The organism is Actinomyces minihominis (genome assembly GCF_900187855.1).
Taxonomy (GTDB): Bacteria; Actinomycetota; Actinomycetes; order Actinomycetales; family Actinomycetaceae; genus Scrofimicrobium; species Scrofimicrobium minihominis.
Window position 1 is genome coordinate 103,671 of the sequence record NZ_FYEG01000006.1, and the last position, 21,374, is coordinate 125,044.

The following is a 21,374-nucleotide window of genomic DNA, read 5'->3' on the forward strand; positions in this document are numbered from 1 at the left end:
CACTAATCGTCGTTGTTCTCGCTGCCGACATTTCCAGCATTTCCAGTGTTACCACTGTTGTTGCTGTTATTTCCCGAGTTGCCACTGTCGGCCTGCGTGTTGGGCTTGGTCTCAGTCTTGGGTGTCTCAACCTTAGGGGGAAGAGGCTTGTTACCAATGAAGACATCCTCGAAGCCGAGGACCTCCTTGCCCTCTAGCGCAGCCATCATGTAGTTAGCCCAGGCCTGCCCCAGGAAGGGACCGCCGTAGAGGTAGTCGATGTACTCGCCGTTGACGACTAGGTTCTGACCGGGTCGGTTGGGGTTGTTGGCGACACCGGCCCAGATGCCTGTTGCCAGCTGCGGGGTGTAACCAACGAACCAGACATTTGAGTTTCCATCAGTCGTGCCCGACTTGCCCGCGAAGGGACGGCCAATTTGGAAGGTCTCATTGGCGTAAGCCTTGTAGAGGACGTTGGTGACCTGCTTGGCAACCGTCGGATCGATGACATTGGCGCAGTCAGGTGAGTATGTCTTGAGGATGCGTCCATCGCGGTCCTCAACTTCAAGGAGTGCCATCGGGGTGCAGAGTGATCCAGTTGCTGCCAGCGAGCCGAATGCAGCTGTTAGATCGAGAGGGGTTGCCTCTGAAGATCCGATGAGGTTGCCGGGTACGGGAAGGACCGCGTTGCCCTCCGAGTCGGTGATTCCCATGGCCTTGGCTCGCTCAAAGATCTGGCAGAAGTCGACCTGGGTTGCCATGTCGGCAAATGCCTGGTTCACCGAGAATCGGGTGGCGTCGATTACTGAGTAGGCTCCGGCCTTGCCCTGATTCGACTCACCCGGAGTCCAGGTCTCGGTGTAGATCGGTTGACCGCCACACTTGAACGATCCAGTCGGGAAGCTATTACCCTTACCGCCGACGACCTGGTAGGCCGACTTGGATTCATAGAACCACTCAACCAGGGTGAAGACCTTGAAGGTCGAACCGGTCTGGAATCCCAGGCCGCCGCCGTGAGCCGGATCGGCGTTGAAGGAGATCTCGGTAGCGCTGGGGTCCGACTCGGTTCCGATCCCGTAGTTGGTGTTCTGAGCCATGGCGACGATATGCCCGTTCTGGGGAACGACAGACGACAGTGCAACGTTGAGCCCCGAGGGGTCATTCACCGCCACGCGCCCTGTCACCGTGCTGTATGCGGCCTTCTGGGCATCACGGTCCAGTGAGGTCCGCAGGGTGAGGCCGCCGGTGTTGAGGAGGTGTTCGCGTTCTGCCCGGTCCTCACCGAAGGTGGGGTCATTCAGGAACGTCTCGACAGCAAAGCGGCAGTAGTAAGCCGCACTCCCAGCCCCCGCGCAACCCGCCACCGTGATGTTGGGGTTAAGCATGTCCTCAATCGTCAGGGCGTAGGCCTCGTCGTACTCGGCTTCGGTTATGTAGCCTTCCTCAAGCATTTCGCCGAGGACGATGTTACGACGGGTCAGGGATTGCTCTGGGTTGATGAGGGGATCGTAGAGACCCGGCTGCTGCACGGTGCCGGCAAGAAGAGCGGCCTCCGCGATATTCAAGTCGGCTGCAGACTTTGAGAAGTAGGTGCGAGCCGCGGCCTCGACACCATACAGATTGGTTCCGAAGGTAGCCAGGTTCAGGTAGCCCGTGAGGATCTCGTCTTTGCTCAGAGCGCTCTCAAGGCTGATCGCGTAGCGCGCTTCGCGCAGTTTGCGCTCGGCCGAAACCTCGGTGGCATCGTCGATCATGTCCTGATCGCCGGCCTGAAGGCCCTTCTCAAGAAGCATGTTCTTGACGTACTGCTGAGTGATCGTCGAAGCACCCTGGGTGTTGCCACTGGTGAGGTTGTTGATGAATGCTCGTGCCATGCCGTCGGGGTCAATCCCGTGGTGGGTGTAGAACCTGCGGTCCTCAATGGCGACCATCGCCTGCTTCATGATCGGAGCAATCTGCTCCGACGTCACCACGGTGCGTCGCTCGGCGTAGAAGCGCGCCATCACCCCGCCGTCGGCATTGAGCATGCGGGACTCTTCGGCAGGCTCAATCACCTCCATGTCCGAGGGAAGCTCTTCAAAAGTCGCTGGAACAGCCTTGGTAATTGCCCCGGCGGCACCTGCAACGGGCAGCGCAAGACCTGCAATCAGGGCACCAAGTAGGGTTGATGTCAGTGCGATTGCAACGATAATTGCGATGAACTGGGCCGGGTTAAGGCGACGGGAAGTACGTGGTTTGGGCGAACTGGCCATGTCTATAGCCTAGCCAGTAGACTAGGGTGGTGGAATAGAAGCGCATCTTGCGAGACCCCTGTCACACTGGAGTGCGGGGCAATGGGTGCGCGGAGGTGACCGATGTCTAGATCTGAAAACTTGGATGATCAGCACTGGGTTGTCAAGGCGAGGTGTGCCGATGATCCGCCAGATTCACTGTTCGTCCGTGGAGCTGCCCAGAGGATTGCCAAGCAACGTTGTGTCGGCTGTCCCGTAAGGCTCGAATGTCTGGCTGATGCGCTTCAGTGCGCCTGTGACTACGGAGTCTGGGGCGGCCTAACAGAAAGGGAACGGCGTGCAATTCGACGTCGCTTCCCCGCTGTTGAGGACTGGATGGAGTGGCTGGAGACCTCTGACGAGACAGTGGCTGCAGAGCTTAGGCTGTCGGCCTCACCCCGGGTCCTCGCCCTCGTCCGTTCCTAGTCCTTCGCAGTCCGACGAGGACGTCAATAACTGAAGTTCGGGTCCGATGATGAACCTGTTCGCCGCCTTCTGAACACGATAGGGTTGCCCCATGACTAAATGGGAGTACGCGACAATTCCGCTGTTGATTCACAACACCAAGGCAATCCTCGACACATGGGGTGAGGACGGGTGGGAACTGGTGCAGGTTGTGCCGGGCCCCTCAAACCCTGAGAACCTCGTTGCTTACCTCAAGCGAGAGAAGCAGTAGTTAACAGGGAATGGCGTCACCAGTCGGTGACGCCATTCCCTTATGTCTTTGTCTAGTGGGCGCGACGCTGCAGGCGTTCTACGTCCAGCAGCGTGACTGCACGACCTTCGAGGCGGATCCAGCCGCGCGACACAAAGTCGGCCAGGGACTTGTTGACGGTCTCACGTGAGGCACCGACCAGCTGGGCCAGTTCTTCCTGGGTGAGGTCGTGAGGAACGTGAATACCCGACTCTGTCTGGGTGCCAAAGCGGCGGGCCAGATCAAGAAGCGACTTGGCAACACGTCCGGGAACGTCAGAGAAGACGAGGTCGGACAGGGACTCATTCGTGCGGCGCAGGCGCTGGGCCAACGCGCGCAGCATGTGCTTCGCGGCCTCTGGGTTTGTATCCAGAACAGCCGACAGGTCCGAGTGGTTCAGTGACAGCAGGGTTGCCGAAGAAACGGCGGTTGCGGTCGTGGAGCGGGCACCTGGATCAAACAGTGTCAGTTCTCCGATGATCTCACCAGGGCCGAGGATGGCAAGCAGCGACTCACGCCCATCATTTGAGGTGTGTCCCAGTTTGATCTTGCCTTCGGTAACGATGTAGAGGCGATCCCCGGGATCACCTTCCTCAAAGAGGACCTCACCGCGTCGCAGCGACACGTGGCTGGTCCGGGCTGCCAGTGCGGCGAACTGCTGTTCATTGAGGCCGGCAAACAGGGGCACCCTGCTGATGAACTGGTCATCTATGCTCATCTTAACTTGACTCCGTATCTATAGCGTTTGCTTAAGGAGGGGTTTCCCGGTCTAAGCACCCACGGTGATGTGAGTGACCCCACGCCAATGATAGATGTTATCAAGAGATTGGCGCCATAAGGGGAATTACCGACTTATCTACAGTGGTGAGCTTAACTATGGGAGTCCCTGGGGTGCTGGTGGGTAACCTCGAAGAGGTGGTCCAACAGAATTTTTGTCACCTCATCCGGGGTCTCCTCATTCGGGAAGTGCCCCGCGCCAGGGATCTCCACATGCATTACAGATCGTCTCGCAAAGGTGGTGTCACCCGAGTATGCCTGCGGATTGATACGCCCGTCCCGACCGCCCCGAACCGACAACAGGGGTACTGTCACAGGACGTTCAAACAGCTTCCTGGCCGCTGAAGAAGGCGTTCGAGCTGCCTTTTGGGTCTCGAGGGCTGCGTTGGCCGAGAAGACTCGGCTGAGCGGAACCTCGTACTGCTCACTGATTTCAGCCATGTGTTCAGCGTGTTCAGGGGCGGCCCAGGTTCGCAGAACCGCTCTCACCAGTGTGCCGTCACGCAGTCCGCGACTACGGATTAAGGGCATTCCCAACTCACGATCTACACGCGAGGCCGCAATCGCCCTCGACGCGGCGCGGCGACGTCGGGTCTGGGGGTGGGGTGCAGCGATGGTTACAACGGACTCCAGTTCACCGGGAGCCATGTGTGCAAGAGTCCAAGCCACCGCGCCACCGACACCGGAGCCAACCAGGGTGTACGAGGTGGTTCCCGTTGCGCTGGCAACCGCCCGGACGTCCTCGGCAAGTTCGACGAGATCAACGGGACCGGGTTGCAGGTCGCTTCCGCCCATGCCGCGCAGGTCCATGGCAAGAACGCGGTAGCCACCGTGGGCGAGGGCGGCGATCTGGTGGCGCCACGACCACCAGTGCAGGGGAAAATCGTGTAGCAAAATGACGGTGGGACGCCCGGGTTCATCCCCTGCAATCACCACGTGAAATGACATGCCGCGGGCATGGATATTGCTGTGCGTCCATGGCCCTTCGGCACGAACGGTGGAAATTTTTGTCACTGGTAACGCTGAGCCTTCTCTGTTGCCTTACGACCCCAGCGTGCCTTCATGGCGTTGGGGTTAGTTGTTGCAACCGATATTCGCAGAGCTTCCTCAGCCCTGCCAGTTCTACGAACGGCCGCGATGACCCATCCGAAGGCAACCATTAGGAAACCGAACACGAACAGAAGGCCGGTGAACCCGGAAGCCAGGAAGTGGTTCGCGATATTGCCACCGAAGTCGTTCCAGTTAGAGATGTTAGAGGCACCCCAGTAGCCCGTATCGGCCACAAGTCCGGGGACAAAGAGGAACGGGGCACCCGCAGCCATGACGAGGACGCCGACAACCAGCAGTCCCAGGGAGGACTGCGCTGCCAGAATCGCAATGATGGCGAGGGCGATGAGGCCGGCCAGTAGTTCACCGAGCGCTGCGACATTGACGACGCCTGAGGTCATCGGGTTGTCGGTTGCGAATGCGAGACGTGCGGCGGAGTCCGCAATCAGGTACCAGGCCACCGGGGTGAAGATCAGGGTCAGTAGAACCGAAAGGAAGCGGGGCAAGCCGCGTCCAGGAAGGACTGGCAGCGCTTCGCCCTCGAACGTGTAGTCCTGGGCCGGGGTCGACATGGCCTCTTCGAAGGTCGCGCTTCCTTCAGCGGGGTGGAAGCCAAGGGTTGTGCCGGGAGCGGGTTCTGGGCTCACGATGTCACCCTGGACGAAGGAGCGGCGCAGAACCTGGGTGGGATCCTCGACGGCCTCTTCGACAGTCACGGCATCATCGACCTCAACAATCCCGTCAACGGGAGTGGGGGCGCGCTGGGCGAGGACGTCCTCGACGGGTTGGGAGGCAGCGGAAAAACTGCGGTCAGATACGCTGACATTCTCCTCAAAACCAATGAACTCTTCCTCGGTTCGAGGATTCACATCATTGTCGAAGAAGCGCGAGGTGTGCTCGGTCGAGGGTGTAAACCCGGCAGTTTCTGCGTCAGTTTCTTCGGAAGTGAGACCCGGACGGCGTTCGCTATCAACGGGGGTGATGTCGACGGCGGGGTCGTCCCCGGTTAGCTCGTCGTCGTTCCTCTGATCAGACATATGAACCTCCTCAGTTGGTGCAAACATATCGCTCACTGGGTGCGTTATAGAGGAAGCGCCACGGGTTTTCGCGCGGTTTGGTTGCAAAGTAGACAAGTAGCCACCATAAACTGACTGAACCTGTCCTCCAATGCAGGCTGAAAGAGAGCTCGACACCGTGGAAATTTCCAGCGACTCGGTTCACGAGGCCTGTGCCAGGCTGCGATTTTCGGAGGGGTTGCGGCGACGCTGGCGTGAAGCCCGTGCCGAAGCAGCTCTACGTGAGGCCAGTAACCTCTGTTTTGTCGATGGGTTGCGAATGCCCGTTGAAGAGCTGAGGTTGCTTGTGGCCAGCGAGGTTGAGGCAGCTGACCTGAGCCCCACCGAAGCTCAGGCGCTGGGCGTGTGGAGGGCGGTGTGGGAGGTTGAGCAGATGCTGGCTCCCCTCAATCAGGCGGGACCGGTCGGATCGGTATCGGCACCCCTGGCGGTCCCGGCGCTTCTTGCCAAGATCAATCGGAACGTCTGCTCCTACATGGTGGCCGGGGGGTACCTCGAAGCGGGATCCGTGGCGGTCCCGAGAGATGCCAGTGTCCTCTCCCGATTCCTTCGAATGGTGGGGGGAAACGACGGACCAGCTCTTGAGAGGGTGGCGCGGGCGTGGAGGATGACTGCGGCAGAGAGGTTGTTTGAGGTCGGCTCGGGGGCCACCGGAGTCATTTTTGCCAAGTGGATGCTGGCTCAGACAGGCGTTGAACCGACCGGAGTGGCGGTGCTTTCAGCGTGGCCCTCTCAGAACCGTTCCGCCTACCTTGCGGCCGCTGGTCCTGACGGGGATGCAACGGACTGGGAGTCCCTGGTCAACCTCTGCATTATCGAAGGGTGCGCGGTTGGGGAGCAGATCTCAAGGTCGATTCAGGTCGGCAAGATTAATCCGTCCACAGGTCAGTAGGGGCGGTTCTCTACACAGAGGATCGGCTCGATGGAGGTGGCCCCGGGTTGAATCACGTTCCCTAGGGGCATGAGAGAAAACCAAGTTGAACGCCGTCCTCAAGCGTGGGTGATCGCCCAGGAACCTGAACTGAGGCAGTCGCTAGTTGATCTAAGCAGGCTCGCCCTCATGCGCCCGATAGTTGTTGACGGTGAGGCTGTGAAGGTGGCCCGGGGTGGGGTCCGTGACGTCGACACAGTCCTGGTTGAAGTGGGGGAACAGGTTCCCGACCCCCTTCTTGAACTGGCCAGGGTCAGTGTTGCGGGACGAAGTCAGGTCCTCGATGGGTCGGCTCAGGTAGATGTCATTCTTCCCGGTGATGAGGTCGCACTTCTTCAGCTTCTGACCAGCCGTTCAGAGCCGGCTGATGAAGCAGACCCGGTTAGGGAAGCTGATTCAGTCGTCCTGGTTGGGGCTTGGAATGGGGGAGGGGGAGCCACGACGACTGCCCGTAATCTGGCGCGGCTGACCCGCGCGGTCCTTCTGGATGCAGCCGGTAACTGGGGTGGCGAGCTTCCACTTGGCGACTATCTGTCGTGGTCCGATCTGGTTCCCTCGGATCTACCCCCGCCTTGGAAGCTGGTATCCAGCCTGCCGCGGGTGGGCAGGGTTCCCATATTGACCGTGAGAACGGGGGTTCCCCTCACTCCCGGAGACGTCCTCGTCCGAGAGGTGGCAGACCAGTTGCGACGGCCCACAGTCATCGACTGCGGGACTCACCTTGAGCAGCTCTTTGCCCTCGCGGAGCAACTTGAAGCGAGGGGAAAGAAGGTCAGAGCTGTCCTGACAGGAACTGGGACTGACAGGGGAGCAGCGGCTCTTGGCCGGTGGCGTTCGAGTTTCCAGAGCGAGGTGGAACCGCTCTACCTGGTCACGGGGCGACCCCACCCCATGTTCCACATCGTTGCTGAGAGGCATGGGGTGAGTTGGTCTAGGGCACCCCGGCGGGCAGCACCCCGGGCCTGGCGAAGAACCGGAGAGCGACTGTGGGCCGCCTAGCAACTGCGCGTGCTCGAAGGTCGGTTGCTGGGGGACGTACCCCAGCGGAGGCCGTTGCGGACGAGTCTGAAGCTTCAGCTGGTGCGCGTGCCAAAGTGGCGCAGTGGCACACCATGCAGGCCAGCAAGTGTGGAATGACTCTGGCACTGTGGCAACTGGTGCGGGACCCGGATGTTACCGATGTTGTCATCTCTGGGACACGGGCATGGGTTGATACCGGAGGTGGATTTGAGCCCGTCGATCTGGGTCTTGAAAGTGAAGCTGAGGTGCGGATCCTGGCAACACACATGGCAGCCGCGGCAATGCGTCGACTAGATGATGCCCAACCGATTGTGGACGCGGTTCTGCCGGGACCCATCAGGCTGCATGCTGTTATTCCGCCGCTGGCGCAGAGTGGAACTTCGATTTCCCTTCGAGTGCTTCGTCCTCGTCCATTTACGCTTCGTGACCTAGAAGAAAGGAAGGCGTTGGATCCCGACCTCATCAAGCTGCTGGAAGAGGCGGTTAATCGGAGACAGTCAATCCTCTTGGCAGGGGCGACAGGGGTTGGGAAAACCACCCTCTTGGCGACTCTCCTCGGACTGGTTGATCCCGCTGAGCGCGTGGTGGTGATCGAAGAGGTCACCGAGCTGGCAATCGACCACCCTCACGTGGTCTCACTTCAGGCAAGGGCCCAGAACATTGAGAAAGAGGGGGGCGTGGGACTTGATGAACTGGTTCGTGCCGCCATGCGGATGGCCCCCGATCGTCTCGTCCTCGGTGAGTGTCGTGGGCCGGAGGTACGTGAGGTCCTCACCGCGCTCAACACTGGGCATCGCGGGGGTATGGCCACGATCCACGCCAACTCAATCGAGGACGTGCCGGCGCGTCTGATAGCGCTTGGTCTCCTCGCCAAAATGGATCGGACTGCTGTGGCGACCATGGCGGCAGCGGCATTTGACTCGGTGGTGTTTCTGGAGCGGGACCGAACTGGCAGGCGCTTCGTCAGTTCTCTTGGTCAACTGAGACTGCGTGGAAGTGAACTGATCGGAGAGACCCTGTGGACGGCCCCGGGTCAAACGGAAACCCGTGGGTCTTGAGACCGCCCTGACGGGTCTGATAGTTACCTTCACAACCCTGGTCGGCTTTCTCCTGCTTGAAGCCTGGCGGAAGAGCAGGCAGATCATGGAGGGTCTAGAGCCGGGCTCTCGAAATGGGCCAACTGCGGGCCGTGTGCGGTGGCTTCAACTTAGGGGTGGAAGCCACCTCAACGCACCTGTTGACCTGGCCTCTATCTGCGTTGAGGTGGCCGCGCACCTCCGTGCAGGAAGCAGCGTTGAAAGGGCTTGGCAAAAGTCCTGGGAACATGCCACGGGGGTGGCCCGAGTGGAGATCAGTGGAGGGGTGCCGGCTCAGCTTGAGCAGATGCAGGGGGAAGCGGCAGCAGTTTTGGTGGCAGCTACCAGGTTTTCCCTTCTCACGGGCGCCCCACTGGTTGATGTTCTATTTGCCTGCGGACGCAGTCTCAACCAGCTCGAAGAGGGGCTGGCAGCCCAGAAGGTGGCCTTTACTGGACCCCGTCTCTCGGCGCGGATCCTCTCACTGCTTCCAGTCGCCGGTCTCATCGGCGGCGAGGTTCTGGGGGCTCGGCCCCTGTCATGGTTCCTGTCCGCACCACTACCTATGGCCTGCGGTCTGGTCGGGGTGGTCCTGGCGCTTGCGGGGCACCTGGTGAGCAAAAGGTTGATTGAGGCCGCCGCCAGATCCGAGAGGAACGCGCTTCGGGAACCAGTTCTCTGTGATCTCACCCTGGCTGGTTTGCGGGGCGGTGCGAGCATCCCCCGGGTTTTGGAGTCTCTCGGAGAGTCCACAGACGAACCGGCTTTCATAATCACCGCCAACGAACTTCTTCTCGGCGCAACCTGGGAGGAAGCCTGGACCCCGCTTCCACCTGCCGGAGCCCTGCTGCGAAGGGTTCTTCAACCTGCTTGGGAGGACGGGGTAGCGCCGGCTCCCCTTCTAAAGCAGGCAGCCGAGGACGCTCGCCGACGATCAGTTAGCGCGACGAAAGAGGCCGCTGAGCGCCTTGGGGTAAAGCTGGCGTTGCCCCTCGGTTTGCTTCTACTTCCTTCGTTCATTTTGCTGGGCCTGCTGCCCGTGTTCTTCTCCCTGGTGGGTTCGCAGCTCTCCCTTGGCTTCTGAGGGTGGGAGGTATTTCCACAGGGTGGTCTCCTGGGTCCCATTCACAGGGGTGACAAGGCGGTCTGGTTTGGGGGTTCTGACCACGAGAGGCTCGGGGTGTCACATCTGGTGGCGTTCGACCCTGAAAGGACAAGAAACATGATGCAACTGGCTCCAGTTAGAGGACCGGGTGGTCCTTCAAGCCACCCCCATCTTGACCGGCTCCCGGACTCGGCTTTTCAGCCGGGGATGCCCTCGCAGAATGGGGGTGATGGTTCTGGCGAAGAAGGCTCGACAACGGTGGAATATGCAATCGGGGCTGTAGCAACTGCGCCACACATAAGGCATACTCACAGTTTGCCATAGGGCGCTACAGTGACACCATGAGCAACACAGACCAACCAGGTAGAGCCGCGATTTACGCCAGGCAATCAATGGCAGACCAGCAAGGCATTGCCCAGCAACTAGAAGATTGCCGCCTGAAAGCCAGTCAAATGGGGCTAAAAGTAGTTGCGGAGTTCGTTGACAACGACGTGTCTGCAACGAAGAAGCGCGGCGAAAAAACCGGCTGGAACCAGATGCTCAGAGCCTATGACACTGGCCAGTTTGATGCCCTCATAGTTGCAGCAACAGCAAGGCTAACTCGTAGCCTCGAAGATATCCTCGAAGTCACCAGTCCCAAGCGAGACATACGGATTCTCACCGTTAGGGAAGGCATCGACACAGCAACGAATGATTTCTTCCTCAAGATGCTAGCCCTGGTTGCAGACCAAGAGATTCACGAAAAACAAGCCCGACGCAAGCGCTATGATCAAACCCGCCATCTACAGGGGCACCCCTCACCAGGAGATCCCCCATATGGGTATGACTGGGTTCCGCGGATGGACCGCGATGACAAAGGCACAAGGTATGTCATCAATGAGGCGCAAGCAGAGGTAGTTCGCTACATCTTCAAAGAATTCGTTCAGAAACAAACCACTCTGTACCAGCTAACCAAGAGACTGAATCTGACCAACGCTGAGATTGACGCAAACACAGCACCCAGGGGAAGCAACCGGAAAACTGCCTCAGAACAAGGGCTTTTGACAGTCAAGGAAGCTAATGAACTGAAGAGACTAGATCGAGCAACCCGCTACGGCGGGAGTTGGAACTCAGGGCACATTCGCCGAATGCTGATGAATCCGCATTACGCAGCATTGCTCCCCCCAATGTCTGGCGGCAAAGGCGAGCGTGACAAGAAAGAAATAGACCTTGGCACCTGCTCTCCAGGCGCATGGGAACCAATCATCTCTGAGGACTTACTCAAAGCCGCGAGAGGTATCTTGCTGAGCCGGAAGCCACTGCACCAGGGCACAGCCCGCAAATGGCTTCTAGGTGGCTTAGCGAGATGCTCAGTGTGTGACGAACCAGTGAGATCCGCCCGAGGCAAGACCCACCCCAATGCCAGAAAAGACGGCTCCGGCAAAGCACCGCAAAAGGGCTACCACTCATACAGGTGTAGGAACAACCACTTCCACCGAGCTGGGGACCCAATCGACAAGTTCATAGAAGAGTTGTGTATCGCAAGATTGTCGCGACCTGATGCGGTAGCACTGTTTCAGCGAGACGAAGACAAAGAAGACCTAACAGTTCTTACAGGGATGCAGCGCGGCTTGGAGGAGAGGCAGAGAACCTTGGCAATGATGGTCGCGGAGCAAGGCATGGCGCCGGAGATTGCAAAAGAAGCAATGGAGAAGATTGCAGCAGAGCAGGAACTGCTACAGGAGCGCGTTCGCAAGGCTACAGAAGAAAGCCCCCTACCAGCTTCGACAGATCCGAAGGCTGTCAGAACCTGGTGGAACCAGACTTCGGTAGCCAACCGGCAGACAGTTGTGAAAACGCTAATGGAAATCAGAATTCAGCCAGTTGGATACGGGCGCCGGGTAGGTCCCTCGCTACCGGTAGAAGACACCCTGGAATTGAAGTTGCACGGCGTCGATGAAGACGGGAATCCAACCTTCAAAACAGTCAAATGGACCGGAAACTAGGTGCTCCAACAAGTAGCAAAATCTGGTGCCCAATGACAGAGGAAAAGTGAAGGATGAGGCGGAGGCATTTCGGAGCTTTTTCTCCACTTTTATAGCAAACCTTTCAGCCCAATGTGGTAGCAGTCACGTAGCCTCTTGCTTCCAAAAAGTTATCCACAGCTTCCACAGTTTTTACTCATCGTTTACTTTTGCTGGCACCAATCTTTACAAAAGAGACAAATATGTTTCACTTTTGCACTCCTCGAAAATCAAAAGTGCAACATATTTGCGCTACATAGTTGCAGGTCAGAGGGCATTCGTTGTAGATGTTCGCTTGTTCACTTTTTTTCAACTTCTACTACAGTAAATATCAATTGTGGATAACTCCTGTAGCTAAGTGCTTCTATTTTTTTCTATATATAGACTCAGAAAAAAGCGAACAAGTGAAACATTTTGGTACAAAATAGCCTCTGATCAGATATTTTACTGTTTCACTTTTTGTTCGCTTTTGAGCAATTTGTAGCTCTTTTGCAGAAAACGCAACAAAAAGAGCTACAAATGCAAAAACCCAGCTCTGAACTCCGAAATTCGCTGCAAAACGAGCCCTGAGAGTCCTCCCCTTCCTCTCGACCTGTCACCGAGCAACGAACCAGAAAAGGCAGAAAAAATCGGCGCAAAAACCCGGCTCCAAAAGTTCAGCTAATTGAAGCTACAAATGCCAGCTAACGGGCGCAAAAGATACCAGCCTCATCTTCCACTTGTCACCGCTGAGAAAACCCTCACCCGATCACCAAACCCCCACAAGAAAAACCAGTCTCCCGTAACTATTTGCTACTCCACGGCTGCGTATTTTCCTTCTCCTGCGAGAGCCGTGTAGAGGGTTTGCCGGCTCACTTTCAATCTCCGAGCAACCTGTGCCTTGGGCACCCCGGCTTCAACTTGCTCCCGGGCCTCTTCAATCTGCTCCGGGGTAAGTTTCGTCGTTCGGTCATAGACACCATTGGCTTTGGCGATGGCGATTCCCTCCGCCTGGCGCTCTTTGATCACGGACCTTTCAAGTTCTGCAACTGCTCCAAGAATCGTCAGCATGAAAATCCCATTGGGAGTATCCGTGTTCAGAGCCGGACTATCTACGAACTCAACCGAGACCCCTCGCTCTTTCAGTGTCTCTACCAGTTCCAATAGATCCCTCGTAGACCGCGCTAGCCTATCCGCTGAGGTAACTCGTAGGACATCACCGTCGCGCACGTAGCGCATCATTTCTTGCAGTTCTGGGCGCTCGGTGTTCTTCCCACTGAGTTTGTCCGTGAAAACTCTGTCACAGCCCTCTAGCGCCTTCAATTGGCGATCTAGGTTCTGGTCCACGGCACTGACTCTGGCGTAACCAACAATTTGCCCTTTTGCCTGTCCAACCATGTCTTAACCTACTTACACACTTGTCTAATAGGGTCAATTTTAACAGTCATTGGACACTTGAAACAGCCCCAGATCGGCTCTATTTCAACCCTGTCAGTGGTAGACCCTGATGGACACCATCAATCTCGCAAATGCGCGAATGGATCTGTCACCGATTGCAAACCATGCTCTGGGCAACTCCAGACAAACCGAACCCCAGCCCCATGGCTGCCGGCAATAGAAACAACACACTCTCCACCGCACTCAGAGCACGATGGCCGCACCGTTCGACGAACCAAGTTTGAAGCACCTTCATCAGGACTCATCTTCACTCCAGTCACCAGCCTTGACCAACAAGCCCAACCTAGCGCGATTCCCCAAGTTTCTGCTCGTTCAGTAGTTGAAACTATGCTAAATAAGTGATACCGAAATAGTTGTAGAAATTTACCAATTTGCAGATCAAACAAACCAAGGAAGCACATCAACGTGGCCGTGAAAACTAAGCAACACCAAACAGTTAGCAGCGCTCAAGAAAGACAGCAACTCAACTCCTCAATCTGGAAAGCCGCTGACACACTTCGCGGTAGCGTTGATGGCTGGGACTTCAAGGCTTACATCCTTGGCATGATTTTTTACCGTTTTGCCTCAGAAAACCTCACTGAGTTTCTCAACAAGAGCCAACGCGAAGCCGGCGAAGCAGACTTTGACTACACCAAACTCAGTGATGAACTGGCCGAATATGGCCGTGAAGATACTGTTGATGACCTGGGCTACTTCCTCTTGCCGTCTCAACTATTCCAAAACGTTGCAGACAAGGCAGACAAAAATGCAGACCTCAACGAGACCCTCAAGGATGCCTTCGACGGTTTTGAGGGCTCTGCTGTAGGCCACAAGAGCGAAGCCACAATCAAAGGTCTGTTTGGCGATCTTGATGTCAACTCTTCAAGGCTTGGCTCTACCGTTGCCCAGCGCAACAAGCTTCTGGCAAGAATCATGAAGGAAGTTGCAGGTTTCCCCCTTGGAAGTCTAGGTGAGAAGAACAACGACACTTTTGGCGACGCCTATGAGTTCTTGATGACGATGTACGCCTCGAAAGCCGGCAAATCAGGTGGAGAATTCTTCACCCCGCAATCTGTCTCCGAGCTAGTAGCCAAAATCTCCGCCTCAGGCAGAGAGAAACTGCGCCGTGTCTACGAAACTATCCGAGCTGATTGGATACATTTCAGCGCCGACTTTGTGCTTGCGGCCTGACTGGTTCAAATTGAAAGGTAGTGGTTCAGATCGCGATGGAGAGGTTGGCACAGGAATGAAGGCAAGCGGACAGTCACTGAAGGCCATTGAGATCCCGCTCGGGAAGCTCTTCTCGAACGACTTTGATTTCGTAATTCCTGAGTACCAACGGCCCTACACCTGGGGCACCGACGAAACGATGCAACTGCTGTCCGACCTGAAGAGCGCCTTGGAACGAGATACCGACGAGCCTTACTTCTTGGGATCCGTCGTCCTGGTCAAAGAGGAGAACTCCGAGGAAGCTGAAGTGATCGACGGGCAGCAGCGACTAACCACGCTTTCGTTGATTCTGGGCGTCCTGCGGGACCTAGTTGAGAGCCCAAAGCTGAGCGAGTCCATCCATGAGTTCCTAGAGAAACCAGCCGTCGAGTGGGACGACGATCAACCAGCGCAACCTCGGCTCGCCCTGCGCCCTCGCGACAAGCGTTTCTTCAATGAGTACGTCCAGACCCACGGCGGCACCAAGACGCTCGTTGACATTAGTGACAACGTTACGGAGACCGACTCACAACGAGCCCTCCGGGACAACGCGAAGGCTGTCCGGTCCGAGCTTGCCAGCTGGGACCAAGTGCAGATGAAGGAATTGTTCAAGATGCTGGGTAAGCGGACCTTCATGGTCACCGTTTCCACGCCTGATCTGAACTCTGCCTACCGCATCTTCTCGGTCATGAACTCTCGCGGTTTACCGCTAGCCCCATCCGACATCTTCAAGTCCCAAGTGATCGGCGCAATGCCTGATCGCGACAAGCAACACTACGCTGACCTGTGGGAGGGACTCGAGGAGGATTTGGGGCGCGACGAGTTCGCGAACCTCTTTTTGTACATTCGCTCCATCTTCAGTCAATCCCGTGCAGTGCGAAACCTGCTCACTGAGTTTCCCGAACAGGTTCTCAACGCCTACCTCCCTGGCAACGGGGCGCGCTTCATCAACGAAGTGCTAGAACCGTACGCGCGCGCTGACATTCGTCTCATTTCCCACGACTTCACCGGCAGCGAGTGGACTGAAGTCAACGCTTGGCTCAAGCGCCTGAATCAACTCGACAACGACGATTGGCGCCCGGTCGCACTGTGGGCTCTGAGATATCACGGCGACGACCCGGAGTACTTGGCAGCATTCCTCCGAAAGCTAGAACGCCTAGCCGCAAGCATGCTGCTACGCCGCCTGTACGCTACTCCACGCGCGCTGCGCTACATGGAGCTCCTCAGTCAGCTTGTCGCCGGTGGTGGTCTTGACTCACCGGCATTTGATCTGAGCGAGCGCGAGAAAGAAGATAGTGTTCATGCCCTCGACGGTGAGCTGTACACCAACACGCGCGTGCGCAAATATGTTCTGCTGCGCCTTGACTCGGCGCTCGCCAATGATCCAGGGGCTTCGTACGACCACAACGTGATCACGGTGGAGCATGTGCTTCCGCAGACCCCCGCCGAGGGCAGCGAGTGGCTACAGAACTTCACAGACGATGAGCGCGAGTATTGGACCCATAGGTTGGGGAATCTTCTATTACTGAGCCGGAGGAAAAACTCCCAGGCACAGAACTACGACTTTGAAAAGAAGAAAGAAACGTACTTCAAGTCTCGTTCCGGTGTCGCCGTGTTCGCCCTGACTACCCAGGTGCTTCAAGAGCCCGAATGGACCCCTCTTGTCGTCGAGCGCCGACAACGGGAACTGAGAGACGTCCTTGTCAAGGAATGGCAGCTCTCCTAGCGGAGACTGCGCTCTCACCATTTGAGGCGCTCAAGTTGTGCGTGAGTGGTTCATCGCCTACGGAGAGCTACTGAACATCGAACGACTCGGATTTCTTCTCCCCGTCGTCGACCCAATTGATGAGCAGCTTAGCGCCGGACGATCCGGAGGAATAGACCACGGGCACTCTCCAGGAGGTCCCAGGTTCGATGGTTACTGGATCATCTGTTCCTGTAAGGCGCATCAAGCCCGCAGTCGCGCTTGACGCGAACGTGACCTCAGTCGCGGATGCGCCACCAATGTTCGTGACTTCGAACCAACGGCGGGTCTTGTATTTCACCTTGCCGCGCTTGTCGATGCCCTCTTGCTCGCGTTCCCTGCGCGATTGGACGCGAAACTTCACGGCATTCGGCTCGCCTTGGACTGGAGTCCCGAGATTGGAGGCGATGGCGGATACGTCGTGCTCGATTGCCTTCCATACCTCATGTGTAAGTTGTCCGACGTTTGTGAATCTGCCGAGCAGCCCACGTCCACTGATCTCAGCTTTGAATTCGCGAAGCCCATCGAGTTGAACGGTATCGACATCGTTTGGTAGTGGCGCGTCAGAGAAGTAGAGGTGCACGGGTTTGCCGCTGGCCACGGCCCTCTCGATTTCTTCCACCGTCCCGGAGACGGCGTCCGGTGTTGGTGACCCTAGCCGACTGCCGAATAGCGCAATGACGATGTCGGCAGAATCTACTCCTTGCGAGTTGATCAGTGCCTGGGGGTGGTCCCCGAGCAGGGGCACCGACGAGGTTTCCCAACGCCACGGCAGGAGCACTGTCCCCTTGGTCGTTGCGTTCGCATCGTTCCAATCGTGCAGTGCTTTCTCGACAGCGTCGCGCGCCTCTGGAACATCTGATGGCGAGGCGATGACTACGCGAAGAACCATTGCGGGAAAGCTCATGATCCGATTTTACGGGCACTTACGAAGGGGCCTCTGCCTCAAGAGCGCGCGTCTTCTGTTTGGCAGCCGCTTCCGTCTCTGAACGTGAAGGTGATCGCCTCATCGCGCCCTATTTCGGCGTGATCGGTGAGGGTGTGCCAGAGGTAGGGCGAGAACTCCACGTGGTGCGGGTCTAGTTCAGCGACGCTGACCTTGTAGTGCTGGTACGTAGCCACCCGGTTCTGCCGATCCGTGATTTCTGCCAGCAACGTCTCGTGCTGCTTTAGTAGGGCTGTGTGTTCGGCGGAGAGTTTGTCGAACCGCTGTTGGTAGTCGGCCTGGTCTTGGGGAACCCGGGCGTTGGTGGCGATGAGTTTCTCGATGGCTGCGGCGACCGTGGCGGCCCCAGCGCTTACCTGGTCGGCTTCGAGGCGTAGGTCCGTGGTGTCGAGTTCGGCAAGCAGCTCCACCTCGAGCAGGTCCTCCCCGTGGTCCTGGTCGGCGAGCATCTGCTGGACGGCGTCGAGAAACGCATCCTGGATTTGTTGGTCGGTGAGGTGGGGCGTGGTGCAGGGTTGGTCGCCTGCGTATTTGTTGTTGCACCGCCACACGCGTTTCTCATACTTGGATCCGGCGTGCCAGGTTTTTGACCCGTACCAGGCCCCGCATTGACCACATTTGATTTTGCCGGAGAACGTGCGTTGCCGGGAGGCGGAGCGGCGCCCTTTCTTGATGGAGGCGAGTTCGGCTTGCACGAAGTCCCAAACGGCGGGGTTGATGATCGCTTCGTGGTTCCCGGTCACGTAATACTGGGGCACCTCACCCTCGTTGGTGACTTGGCGTTTGGTGAGGAAGTCAGCGGTGTAGCTCTTTTGCAGGAGCGCATCTCCCTTGTATTTCTCATTGGTGAGGATGCTTCGTAGCGTCCCGATCGACCACCTGGAGCCACCACCAGGTGTGCGGTGGCCTTCTTTATCTAACTTGGCGGCGATCGCCCCGAACGACAGGCCTTCTAGGAACAGGGAGTATATGTAGCGGACGGTGACTGCTTCTTTTTCGTTGACGACGAGGTTGCCGTCTTCGCCTCGGTCGTAGCCCAGGAAGTTGGAAAACGCCACGGTGACTTTCCCGTCGGCGAAGCGTTTACGGTGTCCCCATGTGACGTTCTCGCTGATCGACCGGGCCTCTTCCTGGGCTAGGGAGGACATGATGGTTATTAGGAGTTCGCCTTTGGCGTCGAAGGTCCAGATGTTCTCTTTCTCGAAGTACACCTCGACGCCCGCGTCTTTCAGTGTGCGCACGGTGGTGAGGCTATCGACGGTGTTGCGGGCGAAGCGGGACACGCTCTTGGTGACGATCAGGTCCACCTTCCCAGCCAGCGCGTCAGCGACCATGGCCTGGAAGCCAGCGCGTTTGCTGGTGGAGGTACCGGTGATCCCTTCGTCGGTGTAGATCCCAGCGAGTTCCCACCCTGAATGACTAGTGATGTAACGCGTGTAGTAGTCGACCTGCGCCTGGTAAGAGGTGACCTGGTCTTCGTGGTCGGTGGACACGCGCGCGTACCCGGCGACTTTGCGGGTGCTGGTTTCGGTAAGTGGGGTTCCGGTGTGGAGCCTGCGGGTTGCGGGGATCGCGGTGACGGTGCGGGCCATCAGTTTTCACCGCCCTGGTTTTCCCGTAGGGCGGCCATGCGCTTGGCGTTTTCGGGGTTCGCCCACCAGGCTTTCATTTTCTGAGAGTGGTTTTCGCGTCGCTCTGGGGTGGCCTGTCTGCGCATCCGCTCAGAGGCTTCCTGGCGTCTCTGCTCGTCCCACCGCTGTCGCACTTGCTCGCCCCATTCGCTTCGGCGTTCCTCGTCCCATGCTTTTAGGCGCTGGCGTGATACCCATTCCCGGTCGACGGTTTCCCCGCTTCGCAGGTGGAAGGTGATCTGGTTCGGCCCCGGCATCGTAATGCTCTCAACTTGGTTCTCGAAGGTATCGGGGTCGAAAGTGTCGATGCCGAGCACTTCGCAGCACACTTCTTTGAGGGTGGCTTCCGGTATCGACTTGTTGGCGCAGGTGCGTCCGCGAGTGCGTTTCTTCCCGTCTCGTTTGGTGCGGCAAATCCACGCGTAGTTGACCTTCCCCTTGGTCGACCGTGAACCAGACCGGGAGTAGTTCATTTGGCAGATGCCGCATTTGATTTTTGAGGTGAAGCAACTGGTGGGGATTGACCAGTTCGCGAGCGCCCCCGCCTCGCGGCGTCGTTGCCGCTCTACCTGGACGGCCTCAAACGTGTCCTTATCGATGATTGGTGGGATGGCGTTCTCGACCCTGTACATGGGTGCCTCGCCCCGGTTGTGTTTGGAGTGCTCTCCGAGGGTTGTGGAGTGGAACCTGCCTAGCGTGAGGGTTCCGGTGTAGGCCTCTAGGGTGAGCCACGCGCGAGGAATCTCGGGTGAGAACGGCACCCCTTTCCGGCTCCACACCCCTTCTGCCGTCAGGTTCGCAACGAACTGCTCCATCGATATCTTGTCCAGGTAAGCGGTGAAGGCGCGACGGACGATGATCGCTTCATGCTCGATGATCTCCACGTCCGTCGCGTCATTGGAGTCGGTGTAGCCGTACATGTGGAACCCGTTTGCCAGGCCTTGTTCGAACTGTTTACGCACCCGCCATTTCACGTTAGTGGAGATCTGCTCCGATTCTGCCTGGGCGAAAGAGGCAAGCAGGGTCAGCATGAACTCTCCATCAGCGGTCGCGGTAGAGATGTTCTCTTTCTCGAACCGCACCTCCACCCCGAGGCCGTTGAGTTCGCGCACCACTTGGAGAAGATCGACCGTGTTGCGGGCGAAGCGGGAAATGCTCTTGGTGAGAATCAGGTCGATGCTGCCGCTGCGGGCGGCGGCGAGCATGGCTTGAAACTGGGGGCGGTTCAAGGTGGTCCCGGAGATCCCGGAGTCGGCGTAGACCCCGGCGTATTCCCACCCGGGCGTCGACTGGATCAGATCCGAGTAGTGAGAGACCTGCAGGGAAAGCGACTTCGGGCTCCGCGCGTTCTCTACAGAGATGCGCGCATATGCGGCGACCCGCAGCATGCGTTTCGTTTGCTGTGGGGGTTTGATCCTCGCTATTTCTCCCACCTGGCTCCTCCTGGTTTATGTGCTGTTGATCTGCGGTTTTGTATCCTTCTTGCTTCTATACATCACTCCGCCGGGCGTGTAAGTCAACGAGAACCCTGGCTCTGAGCGCCCCTAGAACCGCGCCGGTTCTCTCCGCGAGGCGCATGGCGATCCGGCCCGCCTGCACGCCCGTGACAACCCCGGCGTCCACCAAACCTGTTAGTCGTGCGAGGTCGCGGGCGAACTTCGCCTCTACCGTCAGGTTGATTTCGGTGTTCATGGTTTGCCGCCGCGAGTGTTGAAGCGGGAGCGGATGTAGCACGGGTGCGAGCAGTACTTGCGGTGCTCATTCCCGTAGGCACTAAAAGCCGTTCCGCAACCGGTGCAGGTGAACTCGTAGAACGCTGCACGCTCAATCAAATGCGGGTGCTGACTCCACCAGGCTCGCCTGCATTCTTGGGAGCAGAACTTCGCGGGCCGATCTCCATCTAGTGGGGTTGCGCAGTTTCTGCACCACACACCCACCGGGTCGGTCACCGGCGGCTTTTCTGCGTTTGGGGTGATGCCTGAGCGTCTGCACCACGTCTTGACTGTGTTGGCGTTCAAGTCCAGGAAAGATGCGATCTTCCCGTACGTGACTCCCGCCGTCCGCAAAGTGCGTATCCGGGTTTCGTCCTTCTTTGTCAGTGCCATTGGCCGGGTCTCCTCTCAGTGGAAGGCCAGACACAGCAGCGAAGTTAACCGGCCCTCACCCCTAAGACGGCGAAACTGCGTGGAGTTAACGGGCGTGACGCTTAAACGCAAAAATGCGCCCCACCCACACAGGCCTCCGAGATGGAGGCACATGCGGGCGGGGCGCTTGGGAGGGCGACTGTTAGTAGCCGAGTTTCTGGTTGACGCGTTTTTGGACTGCGGCGTAGTTGGCGCCGAGGCGGCGTTTGCGCTCTTCGCCGTTGCCGTAGTCCCCGCGGATCACGGCGTTCGCGAGGGCTTCAATGTTGACCGCCGCAGGCTTACTCGCAGCGGGCTTACTGGCCG

General features: G+C 57.9%; 19 protein-coding genes. 9 read left to right on the forward strand and 10 right to left on the reverse strand.

Going from position 1 to position 21,374, the window contains the following annotated elements; all coding sequences use genetic code 11:
• Positions 1 to 2: 2 nt before the first annotated feature.
• Complete coding sequence (locus CS903_RS07235) at positions 3 to 2,231, reverse strand: transglycosylase domain-containing protein (protein WP_099332874.1); 2,229 nt, start codon at positions 2,229 to 2,231, stop codon at positions 3 to 5.
• Positions 2,232 to 2,333: 102 nt separating this feature from the next.
• Here CS903_RS07235 and CS903_RS07240 point away from each other — a divergent pair, with 102 nt between their 5' ends.
• Positions 2,334 to 2,675 carry a WhiB family transcriptional regulator gene (locus CS903_RS07240; RefSeq protein WP_099332875.1) on the forward strand — a complete coding sequence of 114 codons (342 nt, stop codon included), beginning with the start codon at positions 2,334 to 2,336 and terminating at the stop codon, positions 2,673 to 2,675.
• A 91-nt stretch (positions 2,676 to 2,766) separates the two neighbouring features.
• The gene (sp36, locus tag CS903_RS07245) at positions 2,767 to 2,925 is read left to right on the forward strand and encodes a Sp36 family protein (protein WP_099332876.1); all 159 of its coding nucleotides are present in this window, start codon (positions 2,767 to 2,769) and stop codon (positions 2,923 to 2,925) included.
• A 52-nt stretch (positions 2,926 to 2,977) separates the two neighbouring features.
• Here the strand turns inward: sp36 and CS903_RS07250 are convergent, their stop codons facing one another.
• From CS903_RS07250 to CS903_RS07260, 3 genes are all read right to left on the reverse strand, one after another.
• Positions 2,978 to 3,661 carry a Crp/Fnr family transcriptional regulator gene (locus CS903_RS07250; RefSeq protein ID WP_099332877.1) on the reverse strand — a complete coding sequence of 228 codons (684 nt, stop codon included), beginning with the start codon at positions 3,659 to 3,661 and terminating at the stop codon, positions 2,978 to 2,980.
• 152 nt (positions 3,662 to 3,813) lie between these two features.
• Positions 3,814 to 4,734 carry an alpha/beta fold hydrolase gene (locus tag CS903_RS07255; RefSeq protein ID WP_129587624.1) on the reverse strand — a complete coding sequence of 307 codons (921 nt, stop codon included), beginning with the start codon at positions 4,732 to 4,734 and terminating at the stop codon, positions 3,814 to 3,816.
• Positions 4,731 to 5,804 (reverse strand): hypothetical protein, encoded by a 1,074-nt coding sequence (locus tag CS903_RS07260; RefSeq protein WP_099332879.1) that lies wholly within the window; start codon positions 5,802 to 5,804, stop codon positions 4,731 to 4,733. Before CS903_RS07260 ends, CS903_RS07255 begins: the two co-directional genes overlap by 4 nt.
• A 157-nt stretch (positions 5,805 to 5,961) precedes the next feature.
• Here CS903_RS07260 and CS903_RS07265 point away from each other — a divergent pair, with 157 nt between their 5' ends.
• The 5 genes from CS903_RS07265 to CS903_RS07285 all read left to right on the forward strand — a co-directional run bounded on the left by CS903_RS07265 (position 5,962) and on the right by CS903_RS07285 (position 11,960).
• Positions 5,962 to 6,735: a hypothetical protein gene (locus CS903_RS07265; RefSeq protein ID WP_129587625.1), complete on the forward strand. Its 774-nt coding sequence runs from the start codon at positions 5,962 to 5,964 to the stop codon at positions 6,733 to 6,735.
• 69 nt (positions 6,736 to 6,804) lie between these two features.
• Entirely contained in the window at positions 6,805 to 7,773 is a 969-nt protein-coding gene (locus CS903_RS07270) for a hypothetical protein (RefSeq protein ID WP_099332881.1), read from the forward strand.
• Positions 7,761 to 8,852: a TadA family conjugal transfer-associated ATPase gene (locus CS903_RS07275; RefSeq protein ID WP_164996709.1), complete on the forward strand. Its 1,092-nt coding sequence runs from the start codon at positions 7,761 to 7,763 to the stop codon at positions 8,850 to 8,852. Before CS903_RS07270 ends, CS903_RS07275 begins: the two co-directional genes overlap by 13 nt.
• A complete protein-coding gene (locus CS903_RS07280; RefSeq protein ID WP_099332883.1) occupies positions 8,842 to 9,954 on the forward strand; it encodes a hypothetical protein in 1,113 nt (370 codons plus the stop codon). The genes CS903_RS07275 and CS903_RS07280 overlap by 11 nt, the downstream gene beginning before the upstream one ends.
• A gap of 362 nt (positions 9,955 to 10,316) precedes the next feature.
• A complete protein-coding gene (locus CS903_RS07285) occupies positions 10,317 to 11,960 on the forward strand; it encodes a recombinase family protein (protein ID WP_099332884.1) in 1,644 nt (547 codons plus the stop codon).
• 810 nt (positions 11,961 to 12,770) lie between these two features.
• Here the strand turns inward: CS903_RS07285 and CS903_RS07290 are convergent.
• Positions 12,771 to 13,355, reverse strand: coding sequence for a recombinase family protein (locus CS903_RS07290; protein WP_099332885.1), 585 nt, complete (start codon positions 13,353 to 13,355; stop codon positions 12,771 to 12,773).
• Positions 13,356 to 13,820: 465 nt separating this feature from the next.
• On the opposite strand from CS903_RS07290, the gene CS903_RS07295 reads away from it, so the two are divergent.
• Positions 13,821 to 14,585: a type I restriction-modification system subunit M gene (locus CS903_RS07295; protein WP_164996710.1), complete on the forward strand. Its 765-nt coding sequence runs from the start codon at positions 13,821 to 13,823 to the stop codon at positions 14,583 to 14,585.
• A gap of 55 nt (positions 14,586 to 14,640) precedes the next feature.
• Positions 14,641 to 16,329, forward strand: a complete 1,689-nt coding sequence (locus CS903_RS07300) for a DUF262 domain-containing protein (protein WP_099332887.1) — start codon at positions 14,641 to 14,643, stop codon at positions 16,327 to 16,329.
• A 67-nt stretch (positions 16,330 to 16,396) separates the two neighbouring features.
• On the opposite strand, the gene CS903_RS07305 is transcribed toward CS903_RS07300, so the two are convergent.
• The 5 genes from CS903_RS07305 to CS903_RS07330 all read right to left on the reverse strand — a co-directional run bounded on the left by CS903_RS07305 (position 16,397) and on the right by CS903_RS07330 (position 21,333).
• Positions 16,397 to 17,254, reverse strand: a complete 858-nt coding sequence (locus CS903_RS07305) for a DUF4062 domain-containing protein (protein WP_099332888.1) — start codon at positions 17,252 to 17,254, stop codon at positions 16,397 to 16,399.
• A 38-nt stretch (positions 17,255 to 17,292) separates the two neighbouring features.
• Positions 17,293 to 18,885 (reverse strand): recombinase family protein, encoded by a 1,593-nt coding sequence (locus tag CS903_RS07310; RefSeq protein WP_099332889.1) that lies wholly within the window; start codon positions 18,883 to 18,885, stop codon positions 17,293 to 17,295.
• The gene (locus CS903_RS07315; RefSeq protein ID WP_242491793.1) at positions 18,885 to 20,357 is read right to left on the reverse strand and encodes a recombinase family protein; all 1,473 of its coding nucleotides are present in this window, start codon (positions 20,355 to 20,357) and stop codon (positions 18,885 to 18,887) included. The genes CS903_RS07310 and CS903_RS07315 overlap by 1 nt, the downstream gene beginning before the upstream one ends.
• 55 nt (positions 20,358 to 20,412) lie before the next feature.
• Positions 20,413 to 20,616, reverse strand: coding sequence for a hypothetical protein (locus CS903_RS07320; protein WP_099332891.1), 204 nt, complete (start codon positions 20,614 to 20,616; stop codon positions 20,413 to 20,415).
• Positions 20,617 to 21,210: 594 nt separating this feature from the next.
• Positions 21,211 to 21,333: a hypothetical protein gene (locus tag CS903_RS07330; protein ID WP_503089912.1), complete on the reverse strand. Its 123-nt coding sequence runs from the start codon at positions 21,331 to 21,333 to the stop codon at positions 21,211 to 21,213.
• Positions 21,334 to 21,374: the final 41 nt, after the last annotated feature.